The 18,792-nt window shown below is 68.3% G+C and carries 16 protein-coding genes; 7 read left to right on the plus strand and 9 right to left on the minus strand.

From position 1 onward, the window contains the following. Positions 1-39: 39 nt before the first annotated feature. From AC5JCN_RS19350 to AC5JCN_RS19380, 7 genes are all read right to left on the minus strand, one after another. The gene (locus tag AC5JCN_RS19350; protein ID WP_495756720.1) at positions 40-1,305 is read right to left on the minus strand and encodes a CpaE/TadZ family protein; all 1,266 of its coding nucleotides are present in this window, start codon (positions 1,303-1,305) and stop codon (positions 40-42) included. A 2-nt stretch (positions 1,306-1,307) separates the two neighbouring features. Further along, positions 1,308-2,042 (minus strand): CpaD family pilus assembly protein, encoded by a 735-nt coding sequence (locus tag AC5JCN_RS19355; RefSeq protein ID WP_495756721.1) that lies wholly within the window; start codon positions 2,040-2,042, stop codon positions 1,308-1,310. Between the two features lie 7 nt (positions 2,043-2,049). Further along, entirely contained in the window at positions 2,050-3,516 is a 1,467-nt protein-coding gene (locus tag AC5JCN_RS19360) for a type II and III secretion system protein family protein (RefSeq protein ID WP_495756722.1), read from the minus strand. Positions 3,517-3,542: 26 nt separating this feature from the next. Beyond that, the gene (cpaB, locus tag AC5JCN_RS19365) at positions 3,543-4,328 is read right to left on the minus strand and encodes a Flp pilus assembly protein CpaB (protein ID WP_495756723.1); all 786 of its coding nucleotides are present in this window, start codon (positions 4,326-4,328) and stop codon (positions 3,543-3,545) included. Positions 4,329-4,461: 133 nt separating this feature from the next. Next, positions 4,462-5,235, minus strand: a complete 774-nt coding sequence (locus AC5JCN_RS19370; RefSeq protein ID WP_495756724.1) for an ATP-binding cassette domain-containing protein — start codon at positions 5,233-5,235, stop codon at positions 4,462-4,464. Next, positions 5,232-7,511, minus strand: coding sequence for an ABC transporter permease (locus AC5JCN_RS19375; RefSeq protein ID WP_495756725.1), 2,280 nt, complete (start codon positions 7,509-7,511; stop codon positions 5,232-5,234). Before AC5JCN_RS19375 ends, AC5JCN_RS19370 begins: the two co-directional genes overlap by 4 nt. A 167-nt stretch (positions 7,512-7,678) precedes the next feature. After that, positions 7,679-8,764 (minus strand): substrate-binding domain-containing protein, encoded by a 1,086-nt coding sequence (locus AC5JCN_RS19380; RefSeq protein ID WP_495756726.1) that lies wholly within the window; start codon positions 8,762-8,764, stop codon positions 7,679-7,681. Between the two features lie 277 nt (positions 8,765-9,041). Between AC5JCN_RS19380 and AC5JCN_RS19385 the strand changes: the two genes are divergently transcribed. The 6 genes from AC5JCN_RS19385 to AC5JCN_RS19410 all read left to right on the plus strand — a co-directional run bounded on the left by AC5JCN_RS19385 (position 9,042) and on the right by AC5JCN_RS19410 (position 14,609). Further along, positions 9,042-9,803, plus strand: coding sequence for an SDR family NAD(P)-dependent oxidoreductase (locus AC5JCN_RS19385; RefSeq protein ID WP_495756727.1), 762 nt, complete (start codon positions 9,042-9,044; stop codon positions 9,801-9,803). A 47-nt stretch (positions 9,804-9,850) separates the two neighbouring features. Further along, the gene (locus AC5JCN_RS19390; protein WP_495756728.1) at positions 9,851-10,744 is read left to right on the plus strand and encodes a 2-dehydro-3-deoxygalactonokinase; all 894 of its coding nucleotides are present in this window, start codon (positions 9,851-9,853) and stop codon (positions 10,742-10,744) included. 12 nt (positions 10,745-10,756) lie between these two features. Continuing rightward, positions 10,757-11,404: a 2-dehydro-3-deoxy-6-phosphogalactonate aldolase gene (locus AC5JCN_RS19395; protein WP_495756729.1), complete on the plus strand. Its 648-nt coding sequence runs from the start codon at positions 10,757-10,759 to the stop codon at positions 11,402-11,404. Next, on the plus strand, positions 11,401-12,309 hold the full coding sequence (locus AC5JCN_RS19400; RefSeq protein ID WP_495756730.1) for a ribokinase: 909 nt from the start codon (positions 11,401-11,403) through the stop codon (positions 12,307-12,309). The genes AC5JCN_RS19395 and AC5JCN_RS19400 overlap by 4 nt, the downstream gene beginning before the upstream one ends. Positions 12,310-12,437: 128 nt before the next feature. Continuing rightward, positions 12,438-12,920, plus strand: a complete 483-nt coding sequence (locus AC5JCN_RS19405; protein WP_495756731.1) for a retropepsin-like aspartic protease family protein — start codon at positions 12,438-12,440, stop codon at positions 12,918-12,920. Between the two features lie 189 nt (positions 12,921-13,109). Further along, positions 13,110-14,609, plus strand: a complete 1,500-nt coding sequence (locus tag AC5JCN_RS19410) for a phosphomannomutase/phosphoglucomutase (RefSeq protein WP_495756732.1) — start codon at positions 13,110-13,112, stop codon at positions 14,607-14,609. 54 nt (positions 14,610-14,663) lie between these two features. Here AC5JCN_RS19410 and AC5JCN_RS19415 read toward each other — a convergent pair whose 3' ends face one another. Both AC5JCN_RS19415 and AC5JCN_RS19420 read right to left on the minus strand, forming a co-directional pair. After that, positions 14,664-16,163, minus strand: coding sequence for an NAD(P)/FAD-dependent oxidoreductase (locus AC5JCN_RS19415; RefSeq protein ID WP_495756733.1), 1,500 nt, complete (start codon positions 16,161-16,163; stop codon positions 14,664-14,666). Further along, a complete protein-coding gene (locus AC5JCN_RS19420) occupies positions 16,160-16,696 on the minus strand; it encodes a GtrA family protein (RefSeq protein ID WP_495756734.1) in 537 nt (178 codons plus the stop codon). Before AC5JCN_RS19420 ends, AC5JCN_RS19415 begins: the two co-directional genes overlap by 4 nt. Positions 16,697-16,965: 269 nt before the next feature. Here AC5JCN_RS19420 and AC5JCN_RS19425 point away from each other — a divergent pair, with 269 nt between their 5' ends. After that, positions 16,966-18,777, plus strand: coding sequence for a hypothetical protein (locus AC5JCN_RS19425; protein ID WP_495756735.1), 1,812 nt, complete (start codon positions 16,966-16,968; stop codon positions 18,775-18,777). Positions 18,778-18,792 lie beyond the last annotated feature (15 nt).

Genomic DNA, 18,792 nt, shown 5'->3' on the forward strand with positions numbered 1-18,792 from the left:
GCGCGATCCTGCCCTCGCAGCCTTGCGAAGAGGTGAACGTCATGCCTTGCGGCGCAGCCTGTTGACCAGCGGCCCCAGGATGGAGCGGCTGGCCTTCTTCTCCTCGTTCCTTCCAATCAGCGTCCGTGCGACGTGAAGGAAAGACTCGGTGACTTTGCCGTTGGCCTGAATTTCTGCAATCATCTGTCCGTTGTTTGCCGCGGTTCCGAAGAGCTGCGGATCGAACGGGATGATGCAGGAGGGCTCGCAATCGAGGGCCTTGGCGAAGTCGGCCGCCGGAATTTCCGGCCGCTTCGGAACGCCCTGCATGTTGAGGATGAGCTTGGGCCGCCGGTCATTGGGCCGGGCAGCCCGCATCACGTCCATCATGCTCTTGGCGTTTCGGAGGTTGGCGAGGTCGGGCGCCGCCACGAGCACGATGTCGTCGGCGCCGATCAGCACCCGCCGCGACCACCCCGTCCAGACATGCGGCACATCGAGCACGATGCACGGCACCGAGCCGCGCAGAATGTCGATGACCTGGTCGAACGTCGTCTCCTGGAAGTCGTAGAGCCTGTCGAGTGTCGCCGGGGCGGCGAGCAGCGACAGCGTCTCCGAGCACTTGGAGAGCAGTCGGTCGAGAAAGTTCTGGTCGAGCCTGTCCGGCGCGAACACCGCCTCGGCGATGCCCTGCGGCGGGTCCTGGTTGAAGTCCAGGCCGGCGGTGCCGAAGCCGAGGTCGAGGTCGGCGATGACAGTGGAGACGTCGAGCCCCCGCGCGATCGCCCAGCCGATATTGTGGGCGACGGTGGAGGCGCCGACGCCGCCCTTCGTTCCGACCACGGCGATGGTGCGGCCCAGCGGCTCGGCCCCCGGCGCGGTATAGAGCTCGGCGATGCCCTTGATGAAGCCCACCGTGTCGAGAGGCGTGATCAGGTACTCGCTCACGCCGCGCCGGATGAGTTCGCGATAGAGCAGAACGTCGTTGACGTGGCTGACCACGATCACCTTGGTGCCGGCGTCGCAGGACTCAGCCAGTTCGTCGAGAGAGTTGAGCAGCTGGGGACCGTCGCCGGCGGCAAACTCGAGCACGATGACGTTGGGCGTCGGCGCCGTGCGGTAGACCTCCACCGCCGCGGGCGCGCCGCCCATCTGAACCTTCAGCATGGCCTTGTCCATGCGCCGGTCGGCGCTGGCCGCCTCGATGGTCGCCGCCACCTCCGCCGTCTCGCAGAAGGCCTGGACGGTAATGCGCGGCACGGGCGGGATGTGCGTGCTCGCCATCTCCGCGGCCGGCTGCTGTGTGGGAACGCCTGCCCCCTGCATCGTCAGTTACCTCCGCCGCTGTCGCCGCTGACGCTCGCCGTCCCGGTCTTCCAGGCGGTCGAGGGGTCCACCGCCTTGCGCGCGTCGTCGAACACCTTCATGCGGCGGTTGACGTCGGGCGGGGTCTCGGCCCGCGGCCTGACGAGGTCGATCGGGTCGTCCACCTGGTTGGCCATCATGGTCTGGTAGGAACAGCCGAAATTGTAGTAGGGCCGGTTTTCCCAGCCCTGCAGCGAGGCGGCGTTGCCGTTGATGTCCTCGGGCCACTGGCCGCACTTCGTCGCCACCTTGGCCTGCAGCTTGGCGTAGCTGAGCCGGATCGGCGCCGCGAACGGGCCGGCGTCGGTCCGGTACATCGCGACCTTGATGTTGCGCCCGCCGATGCCGTGTTCGGCCAGGGCGGCGCGGACGACGCGCTCGCCGCCATAGCCCGACTGGCCGGACGGCACCATCATCTGCAGCGGCCCGCGGCCGTTGCGGCGGTAGTCCTCGGCGAAGAGGTCGAGATCCTTGCCCTGGCGCTCGTCCAGCCGGCTGTCGTTGCGGGCCAGGAAGAGATCGAGGTCGGTAGGCGCGTTGACCAGCGCGATGGGATGGCGGACGCGGTAGTCCACGGTCGCCGTGGTGACGGCATCTTCGGCCGTCTTGCACCCCGCGAGGGGGAAGGCGGCGACGCCGGCCAGAAGAAGGAGGATGGCGCGGGCTCCGGGACGGAGCGCGGCGGGAAACGGGGTCATTGTCGCCTTACTCCACGATGAAGCCGGCGCGGCCGCGATAGCTCGATGCGGCTGCGGTGGACTGGCCCTTGCCATAGATCCGGTTGAACCGGCCGATCAGCACCGCCTGCGGGTCGCTGGCGTCGGCGAAGCCGTCGTCGGGCCGGGCCACGGCCGAGGGCGCCGAAGGCTTGGCGATGTAGGGCGTGACGCTGATCAGCAGCTCCGTCTCGCGGCGCTCATAGTCGCGCGAGCGGAACAGGGCGCCGATGACGGGCAGGTTCATGAGGCCCGGGAAGCCATTCACCACCTGGCCGCTGGCCTGCTGCATCAGGCCGGCCGAGACCAGAGAGGCGCCGGAGGGCAGCTCGACGGTGGTGTCCATCTTGCGGGTCTTGAAGGCCGGGGCCGTGCTGCTCGTCGCCTTCAGCTGGTTGTCGTAGTCGAGGTCTGTGACCTCGGTGGAGACGTGCAGGCTGATGCGGCCGTCGTTCAACACCACCGGCGTGAAGTTGAGGGCCACGCCGACGTTCTTGTAGACGACGCTCACCACGCAGGAATTGCGGCCGAAGAGGTCGGTCGAGCACGACTCGCCGCCGGGAACCGGGATTTCGCCGCCCGCGGTGAACTTGGCGCTCTCGCCGGAGATGGCGGTCAGCGTCGGCTCGGCCAGGGTGCGCATGACGCCGGCGCGCTCGGCGGCCCGCAGGACAACGTTCGTGGAGCTGCCGACGCCGCCGCTGATCTGCGAGTCGGCCAGCACCTGGCGCGACAGGGTGAAGGGCGTGAAGATGTCGGCGGCGCCGGCGAGGTTGCCGACCTGCCACGTTCCCGAGGTGTTGACGCCAAGCTGCTTGAGGACGGCGCGCTGGATCTCAGCGACCGTCACCTTCAGCATGACCTGGTCCTTGCCCTTCACCTGGAGCGAGTTGACCACCACGCCGGCGACGGCCTGCGCTCCCACGGTGCTCGTCGAGACGAAGCCCTTGGCGATGTCCATGGCCTGCAGGGCGTCGCCGGCCGAGGCGACGGTGCCGGTGAGCACGATGGTGTCGCCGACCGGGACGATGTTGATGGCGCTGGTGGGCATGGCCGCCTTCAGCGTGCGGCGCAGCAGGTTCAGGTCGCGGCCGATATTGATGTCGAGGTTGGCAACCTGCCGTCCCTCGGAATCCAGCACGACGACGTTGGTCTGCCCGTCCGCCTCGCCGATCACGAAGATCTTCCGGGTGGAGCGCACGACGGCGTTGGCCACCTTCGGATTGGCGACGAAGACCTCCTTGGCGTCGCGCGGCAGGTCGACGATGACCGCCTTGCCGATGCCGAGGTCGAGCCGCCTGGCCCGGCCCGATTCGCTCTCCGTCACGCTGATCTGCGTCGGCGTGGAAGACTGGGCGAAGGCCGGTGCCCCGCCTGAGAGGCCGGCCACCAGCAGGGCGCCTGCGAGCAGGGCGCCCCGGAGGGTGCTGGTGGATGAGAGAGCGAAGCGCATCATTCGGATGGTCCTTCGTGCGGTGCCCGTCAGCGCTGCGACGCCGTCCCGTAACGGACGATGGTGAGCGTCGTGTCGTCGTTGGCAGACATCTGCGCCTCGGCTTTGGTGAGATCCTGGATGCTGCGCAGCGACAGCGAGAGCTGTCCCAGGCGCTGGGCCAGCGCGATGACTTCCACCTGGCGCGGGTCGAGCTCGAGGGTCGCGGTTTCACCGACGACCACCTTCTCGCCATTGCGCTCCTGAATGTTCTGGCCGATGGCGAGCACGCGGACGTTGCGCAGCAGCGTTTCGCTGACGATCACCTCGCTGCCCTGGGACTTGCTGGCCGCTTCGTCGCGGAACGTGCGGATCACGTCGACATGGTCGTTGGGCAGGATGAAGCCGCCGGCCGTGTTGGCGCCGCGGTTGTCGATGGTGATGGCGATGGCGCGCGAGCCGGAGGGCAGCAGCGCGGAGAGCACCCCGCCATTGGCCGACTTGACGATGCGCTCGGGACGGACGGGCTCGCCGGCCACCATCGGCACGCGGGCGATGCCGCCCGTGAACTCCTCGATGCCGTTCGGCTTTTCCGTCTTGAGGACCATGCCGGCGCTGGTCGCGTCGGCCGGCCACACCTGCCAGCGCATGTCCTTGGGAGCCACGGTGGTGCCGAGCGGGATCTCACCGGCGGCGACCAGGACTTCCGTCGTCTTCACCGCCTCGACCTTCTCGGGAGGGGGCGGCGGCGCTTCCGAGGACTGCGATGCGAGATAGGCGGCAATGCCGCCAGCCGCGAGCGCGATCCCGAGTACAGCAATACGAGCGAGCTTCATGCCGACACACCCACACCACCGGTCCACGAACGACCGGATCACATGGGGATTATTCGTCAGCGTATGGTTAAATTTTCGTTTGCATTTCTTTGGTTGAGCTTATGTCGCTCAACATATCGCAAACAGCACGCCTTCAGGCCGCCCTTCGCAAGGCTTCCTCGGCGGTCAGGCGGGTCTCCCGGGTCCCGGAGACGATGAGTTCGAGCACCTCGTGCTCATTGGTGTGGGCGACATAGCGCTCGCCGACATTCTCGCCCCGCTTCAGCACCATCACGCGGTCGCCGACCTCGAAGATGTCGGTGAGCCGGTGCGAGATGATGATCTGCGCCACGCCCTGTTTCTTGAGCTCCGCCATGGTCTCCAGCAGCCGTTCCGTGGCCATGACGGAGAGGTTGGCGGTGGGTTCGTCGAAGATGACGACGCGGGGGTTGAAGGAGATGGCGCGGGCGATGGCGACCGACTGCTGGCGGCCGCCGGACAGGCTCTCGACCTTCTGGAAGACGGAGTTAACGTCGACCTTGAGCCGCTTGAGCACGGCCTGCGCCTCCGCATACATGCGCGGCCGGTCGACGAACAGGCCCTTCCGCGGCCAGCGGCCGAGGAAGATGTTCTGGCCTATGTCCATGTTCCCGCACAGCGCGAAGTCCTGGTAGATCATCTCGATCCCGACGTCGCGGCTCTCCTGCGGGCTGCGGAAATGCGTCGCCTTGCCGTCGACGAGAACCTCGCCGCCGTCGCGCTGGTAGGCCCCCGTCATAACCTTCATCAGCGTGGACTTGCCGGCCGAGTTGTCGCCGACGAGGCCCAGGATCTCGCCCGGCATGAGGAAGAAATCGACGTTGCGCAGCGCGTGCACGGCGCCGAAATGCTTCTCGATGCCGCGCATCTCGATGATGGGCGTGGTCATGCGTCCCCTCCGTGCGGCGCCCGGCGCCTGAGCGCGCGGGAGAAGCGTTCCATGATGTTTTCCTGCCGGACCCAGATGTCGCCGACGACGGCGCAGATCAGGATCAGGCCGATGAAGACGTTCATCCAGTGCTGCGGCATGACGAAGGACGATCCGTCGGGAAGGATGACCTGCAGCGACAGCAGTGACCGGATCAGCGTGATGGCGGCCGCTCCCGCCAGCGCCCCGATGATCGTCCCGTAGCCGCCGAAGATCGAGCCGCCGCCGATGATGACGGAGGCGATTCCGTCGAGCTCGCGCCCCGCCCCGGCCGACGGGTTGAAGGAGCGGAGATAGGCGACGTAGATGACGCCCGCGGCGGCCGAGCAGCCGGCCGAGAAGACCAGCGACCAGAAGCGCACCGCCTTCGTGTCGATGCCGGCATAGCGCGCGGCCCGCTCGTTGCCGCCGACCGCGTAGACCATCTGTCCCCAGATCGTCCGGCCGAGAACGAGGCCCGCCACCAGCGCCACGACGGCCATGAACAGCGTCTGCGCGCTCACCGCCTTGGCCAGCGCGAGCGCGAAGCCGCCGCCCGGCGCTATGCCGAGCCAATCGAGGATCTCGAAGACGTTGCGGCCCATCAGGTTGTAGCTCTCGGGAAAGCCGGAGAGCTGTCGTCCAGCAACCAGCCAGGCGGCGAGGCCCCGCGCGACGTAGAACATGCCGAGCGTGGCGACGAAGGCAGGCAGGCCGAAGCGCACCGTGAGCCAGCCATTGATCACGCCGCACAGGATGCCGCCGACCATCGCCACGGTGACGGCGAGCGCCGGGTCCGCCCCCATCTCCTTCATCAGGAACGCCGCCGTGGCGCCGGAGAAGGCGAGGACCGAGCCGACGGAGAGGTCGATGTCGCCATTAGCGATGACGAAGGTGAGGCCCAGCGAGACCAGCGCGATCTCGGTGAAGGCGAGCAGGAGGTTGAAGCTGTTGTCGAGGGATCCCCAGAAGTCCGGCCGCAGCCAGAGGCCGATCGCCCAGAGGACGACGCTCAGGATGATGGCCGCGGCATCGCGCCGCGCCAGGAAGGCCCGGATGCCGCGCGCCCCCACGCCGCGGGCCTCGGACGCGGCGCCGCGCGTCTGCACGCCGACGATGGCGGCCTCGCCGCGATCGGGCGGGGGAGGTGCCTCGTCACCCCGCAGTCGCGCCCAGATGCGGGCGGCACCGCCTCCCTTGATGGCCCAGGGCTCGACCAGGACGGCCACGAGCAGGATCACGCCCAGGAAGGCGGGCACCGCGCCCGGCGGCAGCTGGGCGTAGGCCTGCACCTCCATCTGCACGTCGCCGACATCGATCATGCGGGTGATGGGGATCCCCTCCCGCAGCACCTTGTCGATGAGCACGACGAGGAGAGCGCCGAGGCAGGCGCCGAGCACCCGCCCGCGGCCGCCGGCGATGGAGGCGCCGCCCACGATCACCGCGGCGATGACGATGAGTTCCGCGCCCTGCCCGTACTGGGAGGTGATCCCCTTGTCCTGGGCGACGTTCATCAGGCCGGCGAGCGTGGCGGTGAGCGCCGAGAACAGGTAGGCGCGCATGCGCACCCACTTCGAGGGGATGCCGGCATAGGTCGCCGCCTGCTCGTTTCCGCCGACGGCGTAGGTCTCGTAGCCGACGCGCGTCTTGGCCAGCAGGATCATGCCGACGAGGGCGACGAGGATGAAAATGACGATCTGGCTGTTGAAGCCCAGCGCGTTCGTCTCGCCCCAGCCGAAGAACCAGCCGTCCGCCGCCGCCTTGCGCTCATAGGCGATGGTCTTGCCGCCGGTGAGTCCCAGAACAAGGCCCCGCCCGATGAAGAGCATGGTCAGCGTCGCGATGAAGGCGGGCACCTTCAGCCGGGTCACGAGCAGCCCGTTGATCAGGCCGATGGCCATGCCGATGACGACGCCGCCGAACACGGCCCAGCCGATCGGCAGATCAAAGTGCGACGGCGCGTAGAGGATCGAGAAGACGGTCGCCACCAGGCCGAGAATCGAGCCGACGGAGAGGTCCAGCTCCTTGTTGACGATGACGAAGGTCATGCCGACCGCCATCACGCCGAACCGGGCAGTGTCGCGCAGCACGGCCGAGAAGGCGTCGGTAGAGCCGAAGAAGGCGGGGTTGATGTAGACCCCGACGAGGTAGAGCAGGACCATGAACACCAGCAGCCCGACCTCCCAGCCGCCGATCAGCTGGAGCGGCAACCGCAGGCGGGTGCCGTCGGTCGTCGGGGCGGTTGCGATGCTGGTCATCGTGGTGCGGTCTCCGCGCCCGTCCGGAATGGACGCCGGTCATCCCGGGCGCGCCGCATCGCGGAGCGGTGCGGCGCAGACCCGGGATCCAGGCACTCGGAAGCCAGGTGGTCCTGGGTCCCGGCTCTTCGCTTCGCTTCGGCCGGGATGACGGCCTGAGGCGAGCGTCAGTTCTCGAAGCGCTTGCCGATCTTGTCGACGTTGTCCTTCGTCACGAGCTGGGCGCGCGTGTCGAGATTGGCGGCGGAGATGCCGCGGTCGATCTGCAGGTAGAGCTGCATCACCGGCCAGAAGCCCTGCAGGAAGGGCTGCTGCCCGAGCGAACCGGTCAGTGCGCCGGTCTTCAGGGCCTCCTGCTGCTTCGGACCGAGGTCGAAGCCGAAGGCGCAGACCTTGCCGTTCTGCTTGAGCTGGGCGATGGCGTCGCCGAGGGCGGGCGTCACGAAGCCGTTGGCGGCGAAGGCGCCGACGACGTCCTTGCGGCTCTCGATCAGCGACACCACCGAGTTCACGATGTTGTCCTTGTCGACGTCGATGCCGATGTTCTGCGGGCCGGCGTCGACCTTGAAGTCCTTCAGCTTGCCGGCGGCGTTCAGCGTCTTCACCGTGGCCTGGAAGGCGGCGGTGACGCGGCGGTTCACCTCCTCGTTGCCTAGCGTGGTGGTGTTCGGGAAGATGATCGACCCGCCCTTGACGTTGTTCTTGATCAGGCAGTTGGCCAGCGCCTCGCCGCCGATCGCCGCGGCCGATGATTCCTGGCCGGTATGGGAGATGGCGGAGCGGTTGAGGAGCTTGGGATCGAAGGAGTTGGTCGTGGCGACCGGGATGCCCTTCTCCGTCAGCTTCTTGACGAGGTCGTCATAGGCGCCCGACTGGGGGGTCGTCATGATGACGCCGTCGATCGTGGGGTCCTGCACGATCTGGTTGAGGATCGCGATCTCGCGCGGGATGTCGTCGACCGGTGCCTCGGAGCCCAGCATGATCAGGTTGATGCCGAGGGCGTTGGCGGCGACTTTCGCGCCGACATAGGTGGGGTCGAAGAAGCCGTTGCCGGCGGTGTGCGTGACGATGGCGAAGGTGAGCTTGCCGTCCTTCGAATTGAAGTCCTTCGTCGTCGCCGCCTCCTTGGCAGCGTCGTCGAAGGTGTAGCCGCCGACGGCCTTGTTGAGGACGCCCGACTGGGCGAGGGCGGCGCCCGCGCTGAGCACGGACACGCCTGCGGCCAACGCCGCAAGGCGAATGATGCGGTTCATGATGTTCCCTCCCTAGGAACTGTCCCGTTGGACCCGCCCGGCTCATCGGCCGGCGGTCACGGCCAAGGAAGCGTACTTCCGCCATGTGGCAAATCAACCCCTGTTGACGTGCGCATGGCGCGGGGCTGCACGTCGAGCGGGAAAATCGCCTACAGTTTCTCGGATTTATTGCTGAGGTACGTACATCTGTTCGCCGCGCCGGCGCTTGCGCCGGCCAATGCCGCCCGTGTATCGATGGGCAAACATCAGCCGTGCAGGCGGCGACAGGGAGGAAGCGATGGCAGGCGCGATTTATCCGGACCTCGAGGGCAAGGTGGTGTTGATCACGGGCGGCGGCAGCGGCATCGGCGAGGCCATCACCCGTCATTTCGCCCGCCAGAAGGCCAGGGTCGGCTTTATCGACATCAATGCCGACGCGTCTGCCAAGGTGGTGCGCGAGCTCGAGGCGCAGGGCACGGCGGTGGCCTTCGTCAGGGCGGACCTTACCGACATCGCGGCACTGCGCGAGGCTGTGTCGGCCCTCCGCGCCAAGCTCGGGCCCGTCGACGTGCTGGTCAACAACGCCGCCCATGACGAGCGCCACGCCACCAGCGACGTGACCGAGGAGTACTGGGACGGCCGCATCGCGGTGAACCTGAAGCACCAGTTCTTCGCCGCCCAGGCGGTCCTGCCGGACATGAAGGCCAAGAACGCCGGCGTCATCATCAATTTCGGCTCGACCTCCTGGATGGTCGGCCAGGGCGGCATGGCGGCCTACACCGCCGCGAAGTCGGCCGTCCTCGGGCTGACCCGGTCGCTCGCCCGCGACTACGGGCCCTACAACATCCGGGTCAACGCCATCGCTCCCGGCTGGATCATGACCGAGCGCCAGCAGACGCTCTGGCTGACGCCCGAGGCAGAGAAGGAGCTGTTCCAGCGCCAGTGCCTGAAGCGCAAGCTCTATCCCGACGACATCGCCAAGTTCACGGTGTTCATGGCGTCCGAGGAGTCGAGCGGCTGCACGAACCAGCAATACGTGGTCGATGGCGGCTGGGTCTGATAGCGTCCGCCGCCCGGAGCCAACCTTCCCGTGAGTGCGCTGAGGTCATGAGTTCACCGAGGCTGATCGCCGTCGACTGGGGCACCACCCGGCTGCGGGCCTGGCTGGTCGATGCGGCCGGTGCCGCGCTGGAGCGCGTCGCCGGCGACGACGGCATCATGGCGGTGCCGGCGGGAGGCTATCCGGCCACGCTGCGCAGGCATGTCGGCGCCTGGCTCGCCGCGCACGGGCCGATGCCGGTCGTGATGGCCGGCATGGTCGGCAGCCGCAACGGCTGGGTCGAGGCACCCTACGTGCACTGCCCGGCTGGCTTCGAGGCCGTGGCCGCTGCGCTCGTCGAGGTTGATCTCGGCGAGGGGCTGTCTGCCCGCATCGTGCCCGGCCTCAGCACGCGCGACGGCGAGGGCGTGCCCGACGTGCTGCGCGGCGAGGAGGTGAAGCTTGCCGGCGCCGGGATCGATGACGGCACCGTCGTTACCCCGGGCACGCACGGCAAATGGGCCCGGCTTTCGGGCGGGCGCGTCGTCTCCTTTGCCACCTTCATGACCGGCGACTTTTACGGCGCTCTGAGCGCCCACACGATCCTGGGCAAGCTCGCCGAGGAGCCGGAGGACGAGGCCGGCTTCGCGCGGGGGCTCGAGGCTTCGAAGCGTCCGGGCGGGCTGACGCACCAGGCCTTCTCCGCGCGGTCGCTGGCCCTGATGGGCGACCTGCCGCCAGCGCAGGTTGGGCCATTCCTGTCGGGATTGCTCGTCGGCAACGAAGTCCGCCACGGGCTCGCGATGCAGGAGGCGGGCGAGACGGTGGTGGTCGCCGACGGCGTGCTGGCGCGTGCCTATGGCTCGGCCTTCGCCGCCGCCGGGCACACGGTCAGGATCCTCGATCCCGACGCGGTGTTCCTGAAGGGCCTGACGCGTCTCCTCGATCTTTCCGGCGCCTGAGCGGAGCCAGCCATGTCCCATCTTGCCGATTTCGACGCGGCCTTCGCCCGCTGCTCCCTCATCGCCATCCTCCGCGGCCTCAGGCCGGAGGAGGCGGTTGCCGTCGGGGAGGCCATCGTCTCCGCCGGAATTGGCATCCTTGAGGTGCCGCTCAACTCGCCCGAGCCGCTGGTCAGCATCGGCGCGCTGGCCAAGGCACTTGCCGGCCGGGCCGTGGTCGGCGCCGGCACGGTGTATCGCGAGGCGGACGTCGATGCCGTCGCCGCAGCAGGCGGGCGCATCATCGTATCGCCCAACGCCAACCCCGCCGTCATCCGCCGCGCCAAGCACCTCGGCCTCGTCTCGGCCCCGGGCGTGATGACGCCGACCGAAGCCGCGGTCGCGCTCGAGGCCGGGGCGGACGTGATCAAGCTGTTTCCCGGCGAGGTCATCACGCCTTCTGCCGTGCGCGCCCTCGCGGCGGTGATGCCGCCCGGCACGCGTCTCGTCATCGTCGGCGGCGTCAGCCCCGAGACGCTTCCCGCCTATGCCGCGACGCCGGTGGCGGGCTACGGTATCGGATCGGCCCTGTTCAAGCCCGGCCTGGCTGCGGCCGAGGTGGGCGAGCGGGCGAGGAGCTTCGTCGCCGCATGGCGGGAGGCCACGGGGAGGGGAGCATGATCGTCGTCTTCGGCTCGGTGAATGTCGACTTCGTCACCCGCGTGCCCAACATTCCGAGCCCGGGCGAAACGGTGCTCGGCCCCGGCTACGATGTCATCCCCGGCGGAAAGGGGGCCAACCAGGCGCTGGCCGCGGCCCGCGCGGGTGCCAGGGTCGCCCTCGTGGCCGCAGTCGGGCAGGACCCGTTCGCGGCCATCGGCCTGTCGCTGCTGGAAACGGAAGGCGTCGACCTGACACGTACGGCGCGGGTCGAGGCACCGACGGGCGCGGCCTTCATCAGCGTCGACGACGCGCGCGGCGAGAACGCCATCGTCGTGGCCTCCGGCGCAAACACGCATGTACGCGCCACGCAGCTGGAGGCCGTGGAGATCGGCGCCTCGGACATCCTCCTCCTGCAGCGTGAGGTGCCCGATGCGGAGGCGGCCAAGGCCGCCGCCATCGCAAAATCGGCAGGAGCCCGCGTCGTCCTGAACGCCGCGCCGGCCGGTGCGATCCCGCACGAACTCCTCGGCGCGCTGGATGTGCTCATCGTCAACGAGCACGAGGTGATCACCGTGGGCGAGGCGCTGGGCATCGGCGGCGAGCCCGACGACGTGGCGCGCGGCATCGACGCGAAGCACGGCATCGCCACGGTGGTGACGCTCGGCGCGGAGGGCGTCATCGGCTGGACCGGCGGCGTGAGGCGGCACGTGCCTGCGCTCAGCATCACCCCTGTCGACACGACCGCGGCTGGCGACGCCTTCTGCGGCGCGTTCGCCGCCGCGCTGGACGCCGGCTACGGCTTCACGATGGCCCTGGCGCGCGGCGCCGCCGCCGGGAGCCTCGCCTGCACCATCCGGGGCGCGCAGCCGAGCCTGCCCCGCCGCGAGGCCATCGACGAAGCCACGGCCGGGTTCGCGGCCTGAACGGGGCCGGCCGCGAAAACGTGCGGTCGGGGCAAGGAAGCGGAAAGGGAGACCATGCTATCTCCCTCCCCATCCATGCTGCCCCTTGCCCGCCCATGCTGAAGCTCGCCGGAAAAGCAGCGGTCCTCGTGGCCGTCAGCTACGTTCTCGTCCAGGTCCTCAACGGCTCGACGGCGTTCCGGCTCGGGCCGCGGCCGGCCGACGCGCAGAAGACCACGCCTGCCCAGGACAGCATGCCCCGCGGCATGCTCGTGCTGCCCGAGGACGGAAGGGGCCACTTCATTGCCGAGCCGCTGGTCAATGGCACGCGGCTGAACATGCTGGTCGACACCGGTGCATCCGTCGTCGCGCTCTCGGCAGAGGATGCCGGACGGGCCGGGATCTTCCCGAATGCCGGCGAGTACAAGCTGACCATCGCCACGGCCAACGGCACCATCCAGGCCGCGCCGGTGAAGCTGCGCGAGGTCCGCGTCGGCAGCATCGTGCTGCGCGACGTCGAGGCTGCGGTGCTGCCTGCCGGCCGGCTCAAGGAGAGCCTCCTCGGCATGTCGTTCCTGCGCCGCCTGTCCAGCTTCCAGATCGCGGACGGCTCGCTGGTCCTCAAGCAGTAGACCGATCCACGGACCGCGCGTCTTCAGACGCGCTTCTCTGCCGGTCCCGGCAAAAGAGCGGGTCTGGAGTACCGCCCTCCAGCCTTGCGCCGGGCTGCCGTCTTTCCGCCTCCGGGAAGGGCAACCATTGCACTGTCCTGCCGTTCAGGTAGACCTTAGCCCGACCGAACTCGAGCCAGACGAGCCCCCATGTTCCCCAAGCCCGTCCCCTCCCTCGCCTTCAACACCTACGCGTACGAGACGCAGCCGATGGTGAAGCCCACGGGCTTCCGCGAGTACGACGCGCGCTGGCTGTTCGAGAAGGAGATCAACCTGATGGGCATCCAGGCCCTCGGCATGGGCCTCGGCACCATGATCAGGGACATGGGCGTGAAGCCGGAGATCGTCACCGGGCACGACTACCGGAGCTATTCCTCCTCCATCAAGCTGGCGTTGGTGAACGGCCTCGTTGCGGCGGGATGCAAGGTGCACGACATCGGCCTCGCGCTCTCGCCGATGGCTTATTTCGCACAGTTCGCCCTCGACGTTCCCTGCGTGGCCATGGTCACCGCCTCGCACAACGACAATGGCTGGACCGGCGTGAAGATGGGTGCGCAGCGCCCGGTCACCTTCGGGCCGGACGAGATGACCCGGCTCAAGGAGATCGTCCTCGCCGGCGCCTACCGGACCGAGGCGGGCGGCAGCTACAACTACGTCGAGAATTTCCCGGCGACGTACATCGCCGACCTCACCAGCCGGCCCAAGATGAAGCGCAAGCTCAAGGTCGTCGCCGCCTGCGGCAACGGCACGGCTGGTGCTTTCGCGCCGGAGATCCTGGAAAAGCTTGGCGTCGAGGTGATCCCGCTCGACACGGAGCTCGACTTCACCTTCCCGCGCTACAATCCGAACCCCGAGGAGCTCGAGATGCTCCACGCCATCGCCCACAAGGTGAAGGAAACGGGGGCGGATGTCGGCCTCGGGTTCGACGGCGACGGCGACCGCTGCGGCGTCGTCGACAATGAGGGCAACGAGATCTTCGCCGACAAGATCGGCGTGATGTTGGCGCGCGACCTCTCCAAGCTGCACCCCGGCTCCACGTTCGTGGTCGACGTGAAGTCGACCGGCCTGTTCGCCACCGATCCCGAGCTGATCGCGAGCGGCGCCAAGGCGGACTACTGGAAGACCGGCCACTCCTACATCAAGCGCCGCGTCGCCGACCTGAAGGCGCTGGCGGGGTTCGAGAAGTCCGGCCACTTCTTCTTCAACGCGCCGGTGGGCCGCGGCTATGACGATGGCCTCGTCACCGCCATCGCCGTCCTCGACATGCTGGACCGCAATCCCGACCGCTCGATGGCCGATCTCTACCGGGCGCTGCCCAAGACCTACGGCTCGCCCACAATGGCGCCGCACTGCGCCGACGAGGTGAAGTACGACGTCGTCACCCGCGTGGTGAAGCAGATCCAGGATCTCCAGGCCAAGGGCGGCTCCTTCGCCGGCGAGCCGATCCGCGACGTGGTGACCGTGAACGGCGTCCGCGTCACCACGCAGGACGGCACCTGGGGGCTGGTGCGCGCCTCCTCCAACAAGCCGGAGCTGGTCGTGGTGGTAGAGAGCCCCGTTTCCGAGGCCCGCATGCGCGAAATGTTCGCCGCTGTCGACGCGGTGCTGCGCGAGAACCCCGAGGTCGGAGCCTACAACCAGACCATCTGAAATCCGCCTGCCGCAGGCTGACCCTCCCCTGAGGGGAGGGGTTCCTGCCGGTTGCTAGGCAGCCCGCCGGGGAACCAGCCGCTCGCTACGCAGTGCTTCCTGCTCTCCGGAGCCGCCGGCCTCGTGGTACTCGGCGTCCTCGTTGACGCCCCAGATGTCGTAGAGCCTCTCGCCCGCCAGGATGTTGCGGACCGTCAGCATGGCGGTCATCATCGCGTGGTCCTGGTTGTTGTACTTGTGCATGCCGTTGCGGCCGACGAGATGAAGCGTGGGGAAGCGCTTCTCGAGGTCGAGGCGCACCATGTCGACGTGGTGCTTGTACTCGTCGTCATAGACCGGATAGGCCTTCGGCTGGCGCACCACGCAGGCGTCCACCACCTCGTCCTCGCGCACGAGCCCGATTTTGGCGATCTCCTGCTTGGCGAGCGCGACGAGCTCCTCGTCGGGCGCCGACCACAGGCCATCCCCCTCGAAGCAGAAATACTCCAGGCCGAGGCAGGCGAGCTTCGGGTCCGGCACCATCTCGGGCGACCAGGAGCGGAAGTTCTGGACGCGGCCAACCTTCACCGACGGGTCGTGGATATAGATCCAGTTGTCGGGGAAGAGGTCCTGCCGCGTCGTGATCAGCGCCACGGTGAGGAAGTCGCGGTACTTGAGGGCGCGCGCAGAGAAGGTCGAGATCGGCGCCGGGCGGATGGAGTTCACCAGCTCGCGCACCGGAGCCGAAGAGATGACGTGGTCGGCCGTGTAGGTCTCGACCTCGCCGTCACCGCGGCGCACCGTCACCGTCCAGAGCTTGCCGGCCTCGTCGTAGCTCATCGTGTCGAGGCTGCGGTCCATGAGGACGCGCCCGCCCTGCTCGACGGTCTTGCGGGCCGCCGCGTCCCACATCATGCCCGGGCCCTTGCGAGGGTACTGGAAGGACTCGATCAGCGTCTTCACAACCTCGCCATTCTTGGTGCCGCCCTTGCCGCGGAACGGCCGGGTGAGGGCGTTCATCACGGCGGTGCCGAGGCTCAGCCCCTTGATGCGCTGGGCCGCCCAGTCGGCCGAGATCTCGTCGCATGACATGCCCCACACCTTCTCGGTGTAGGTCTTGAAGAAGATCGAGAACAGCCGCTCGCCGAACTGGTTGCGCACCCACTGGTGGAAGGTGCGCGGGTTCTCGACAGGCTTCGCCTTGGCGAAGGCGTAGGAGAGCATGCAGTACGCGCTCTCCAGGATGCCGAGGTTGGACAGCGCCTCGAAGGCACGCAGCGGGTAGGAGTAGAGCTTGCCCTTGTAGTAGATGCGCGAGATGCGCGGGCGCTCGATGAAGTCGTCGGGAAGGATCTCCTTCCACAGGTCGACCACCTCCTTCGACTTCGAGAAGAAGCGGTGGCCGCCAATGTCGAAGAGGAAGCCCTTGTAGTCGACAGTGCGGCTGATGCCGCCGACCATCGTCGGATCCCGCTCGATGACGAGGACGTCCCGGCCCTCCTTGCTGAGGAGGTAGGAGGCAGTCAGTCCGGCCGGACCGGCGCCCACGATCAGGACTTCGGCATGGTTGCTCATGGTGTCTCCGACGGTCTTGCGGGGGAGAGTTCGGTGTCGCGCCGAGGCGCGAACGCGAAGAGCTTGTGGCCGGCGAAGCCGGCGACTGCGGCGAGGCCGGCGCCGATGAAGAGCGCAATCAGCCGCGGCAGGGCAGGGATCTCGTAGACGAGCGCGAGGAAGACGGCGTAGCTGAAGCCCTGCGCGCAGAGTGCCACGGCGGCGTAGCGAGCGGCCTCGGCAGCGGGGTGCCTGCCGCTGGCGCCGAAGGTGTGCCGCCGGTTCAGCCACCATGTGACGAGCGTCGCGACGCCGAGCGAAATGGCTCGCGACACTTCCGGCCGCATGTTCGCGGCATCCATGGCCGTGAAGAGGGACGCGTCCACCGCGAGGCCGACGAGGCCGACGCCGAGGAAGCGCGAGAAGGCGGCGGCGAGCGGATGGCGCAGCGCGCGCCACAACCTGGCCTCCAGCGCCCCGGCGCGGCGGCCGCCGGGGAGAAGAGAGGCCACCCAGGTGGGCGGCGAAAGGGCCGTGGCGTCGGTGTCCTTCATGGCCGGTGGCGTCCGCGCAAGAGTCTGTTCACTCGTCCGCTGGCGACTACGTTGCGTAATCAGCAATCTAGCGTTGATTTGTGTTTTAGACGCAACTCCGGAATGAATCGTAAATGTCGAAGCATCTGCTTCATTGCCAGATTACTACTTTCACGCTTGGGTAATATTACCAGAATTCACCGCAATGATTCCAATGAGCGTGCGCGAGCATTCCCGGATTGTTAACTGTACTCGCATAGCGTTGTGACGTTCCCCGAGCCCCGGATCTCATGACCGACCTCGCCCTCCGGCCCCAGGCCGCCACCTCATCGCCCCTCTCCTGGGCGCTCTCGGCACCGGCCTCGCTGGTGCTGCTCGCCTGGGCGCTCTTCATCGCCACCTCGCGGTTCGACTGGCACGGCATCGGCGTCCAGTTCAGCGACACCGACGACGCCATGCGCCTCGTCGAGATTCGCGACTTCCTGGCCGGGCAGGGCTGGTTCGACGTCCACCAGTACAGGCTCGACCCGCCGTCGACGGCGCCCATGCACTGGTCGCGCCTCGTCGACCTGCCGCAGGCTTTGCTGATGCTGGCCTTGGGTTCGGTCCTGCCGGCGCAGCTGGCGACCAAGATCACCATGTTCATCTGGCCGCCGTTGACCCTGATCCCGGCCCTCTTCGCCGCGCGCCGCCTTGCCATCATGGCAGGCGGGCCGCTTGCGGCGCTGCCGGGCGTGCTGCTCACCGTGTGGCTGATGCCTGCCACGTGGCAGTTCGCACCCGGGCGTATCGACCACCACAACGTCCAGATCGCGCTGACGCTCTGGCTCCTCGTCGCCGCGGGCACGCCCGGGACGGTCGCTGCAGCGCTTGCCGGCCTCGCCAGCGCAGCCATGCTGGCGGTGGGCATGGAGACGCTGCCCTATGTCGGCGTTGCTGCCGCCCTGGCGGCGATGCGGTTCATCGTCGATCCGCGGCAGGCCCGCGACGTCGCGACCTACGGCGCCTCGCTCGCCACCGCGACGCTCGGCTTCTACGTCCTCACGATCCCCCCCGGGCGCTGGGCCGTCGCTGCCTGCGACGCACTCTCGTCCAGCTACTTCGTGCTCGCCTGCGTCGGCGGGTGCGGCCTCGCGCTCGCCGCGTCGTGGCGGCCGGTCGGCGAGACGGCCTGGCGCCGCATCGCCTCCGTTGCCCTCGTGGGGGCTGTCGCGGTGGCTGCTTTCGGCGCTGTCGAGCCTGCCTGCCTGCGTGGACCCTTCGGCCAGATCGACCCGGCCATCGGCCCGATCTGGCTCGACCGGGTGCAGGAGGTCCAGCCGATCACCGTCAGCTGGCGCGACAACGCCCTCGCCACCCTCGTGACCCTGGCCATGCCCGTCTTTGGGCTGCTCTCGGCCTTGGCCCTGCTCTTCCGCAGGGCGCCGACCAGGCTGTTCGTCGGCGCGCTCGGCCTGTGCGTGGCCATATCGCTGGCCATCGGCTGCGTGCAGGTGCGCACGCTCGTCTATGCCAACATCCTCGCCGTGCCGCTCGTCGCCGGAGCCGTGGGTGCGCTGGCCGGGCGAGTGCAGAGGCTGGGCGGCTCGCCTGTCTCGGCCGTCCTGGCGGGGTCGCTGCTGGCGAGCTCCATCGTCACGCTGCTGGTGGCGAGCCTGATCCCCGGCCTCGCCTCCACTGCCGGGGCGGAGGAGAAGTCCCGGGCCGAGGCCGTGCGTGCCAATTGCTATGACAGCGCCAACTATGGTGCCCTTGCCGGGGAGCCCCCGGGCCTGGTCGCCAACTTCGTCGACAGCGGGCCCTTCATCCTCGTCGCGACCCATCACGCGGTCTTGTCCGCGCCCTATCACCGCGCCAGCCGCGGCATTCTCGACGGCTACGCCTTCTTCAAGGCCACGCCGGAGAAAGCACATGCCTATGCCCAGAGGCGCGGCGTCCGCTACGTCGTGTACTGCACGGCGTCTGGCTATGTCGGCCACTACAAGGCGACGGCACCGGACGGGCTTGCAGCCCGCCTCGACCGCGGCGACAGTCCCGATTGGCTCGAGCCCGTCGGCGACGCGAAAGGCCCCGTGAGAATCTTCCGCGTCCGCAACCCCTGACGCCGCCGGGCTGGG

The sequence above is a fragment of the Alsobacter sp. genome (assembly GCF_059501845.1).

Bases quoted from the DNA above. Each gene is read 5' to 3' on its own strand.
- AC5JCN_RS19385 (WP_495756727.1), top strand. From the start codon at position 9,042: ATGGCAGGCGCGATTTATCCGGACCTCGAGGGCAAGGTGGTGTTGATC.
- AC5JCN_RS19425 (WP_495756735.1), top strand. From the start codon at position 16,966: ATGACCGACCTCGCCCTCCGGCCCCAGGCCGCCACCTCATCGCCCCTC.
- AC5JCN_RS19375 (WP_495756725.1), bottom strand. From the start codon at position 7,511: ATGACCAGCATCGCAACCGCCCCGACGACCGACGGCACCCGCCTGCGG.
- AC5JCN_RS19360 (WP_495756722.1), bottom strand. From the start codon at position 3,516: ATGATGCGCTTCGCTCTCTCATCCACCAGCACCCTCCGGGGCGCCCTG.
- AC5JCN_RS19415 (WP_495756733.1), bottom strand. From the start codon at position 16,163: ATGAGCAACCATGCCGAAGTCCTGATCGTGGGCGCCGGTCCGGCCGGA.
- AC5JCN_RS19355 (WP_495756721.1), bottom strand. From the start codon at position 2,042: ATGACCCCGTTTCCCGCCGCGCTCCGTCCCGGAGCCCGCGCCATCCTC.
- AC5JCN_RS19380 (WP_495756726.1), bottom strand. From the start codon at position 8,764: ATGAACCGCATCATTCGCCTTGCGGCGTTGGCCGCAGGCGTGTCCGTG.
- AC5JCN_RS19400 (WP_495756730.1), top strand. From the start codon at position 11,401: ATGATCGTCGTCTTCGGCTCGGTGAATGTCGACTTCGTCACCCGCGTG.
- AC5JCN_RS19370 (WP_495756724.1), bottom strand. From the start codon at position 5,235: ATGACCACGCCCATCATCGAGATGCGCGGCATCGAGAAGCATTTCGGC.
- cpaB (WP_495756723.1), bottom strand. From the start codon at position 4,328: ATGAAGCTCGCTCGTATTGCTGTACTCGGGATCGCGCTCGCGGCTGGC.
- AC5JCN_RS19410 (WP_495756732.1), top strand. From the start codon at position 13,110: ATGTTCCCCAAGCCCGTCCCCTCCCTCGCCTTCAACACCTACGCGTAC.
- AC5JCN_RS19395 (WP_495756729.1), top strand. From the start codon at position 10,757: ATGTCCCATCTTGCCGATTTCGACGCGGCCTTCGCCCGCTGCTCCCTC.
- AC5JCN_RS19390 (WP_495756728.1), top strand. From the start codon at position 9,851: ATGAGTTCACCGAGGCTGATCGCCGTCGACTGGGGCACCACCCGGCTG.
- AC5JCN_RS19420 (WP_495756734.1), bottom strand. From the start codon at position 16,696: ATGAAGGACACCGACGCCACGGCCCTTTCGCCGCCCACCTGGGTGGCC.
- AC5JCN_RS19350 (WP_495756720.1), bottom strand. From the start codon at position 1,305: ATGCAGGGGGCAGGCGTTCCCACACAGCAGCCGGCCGCGGAGATGGCG.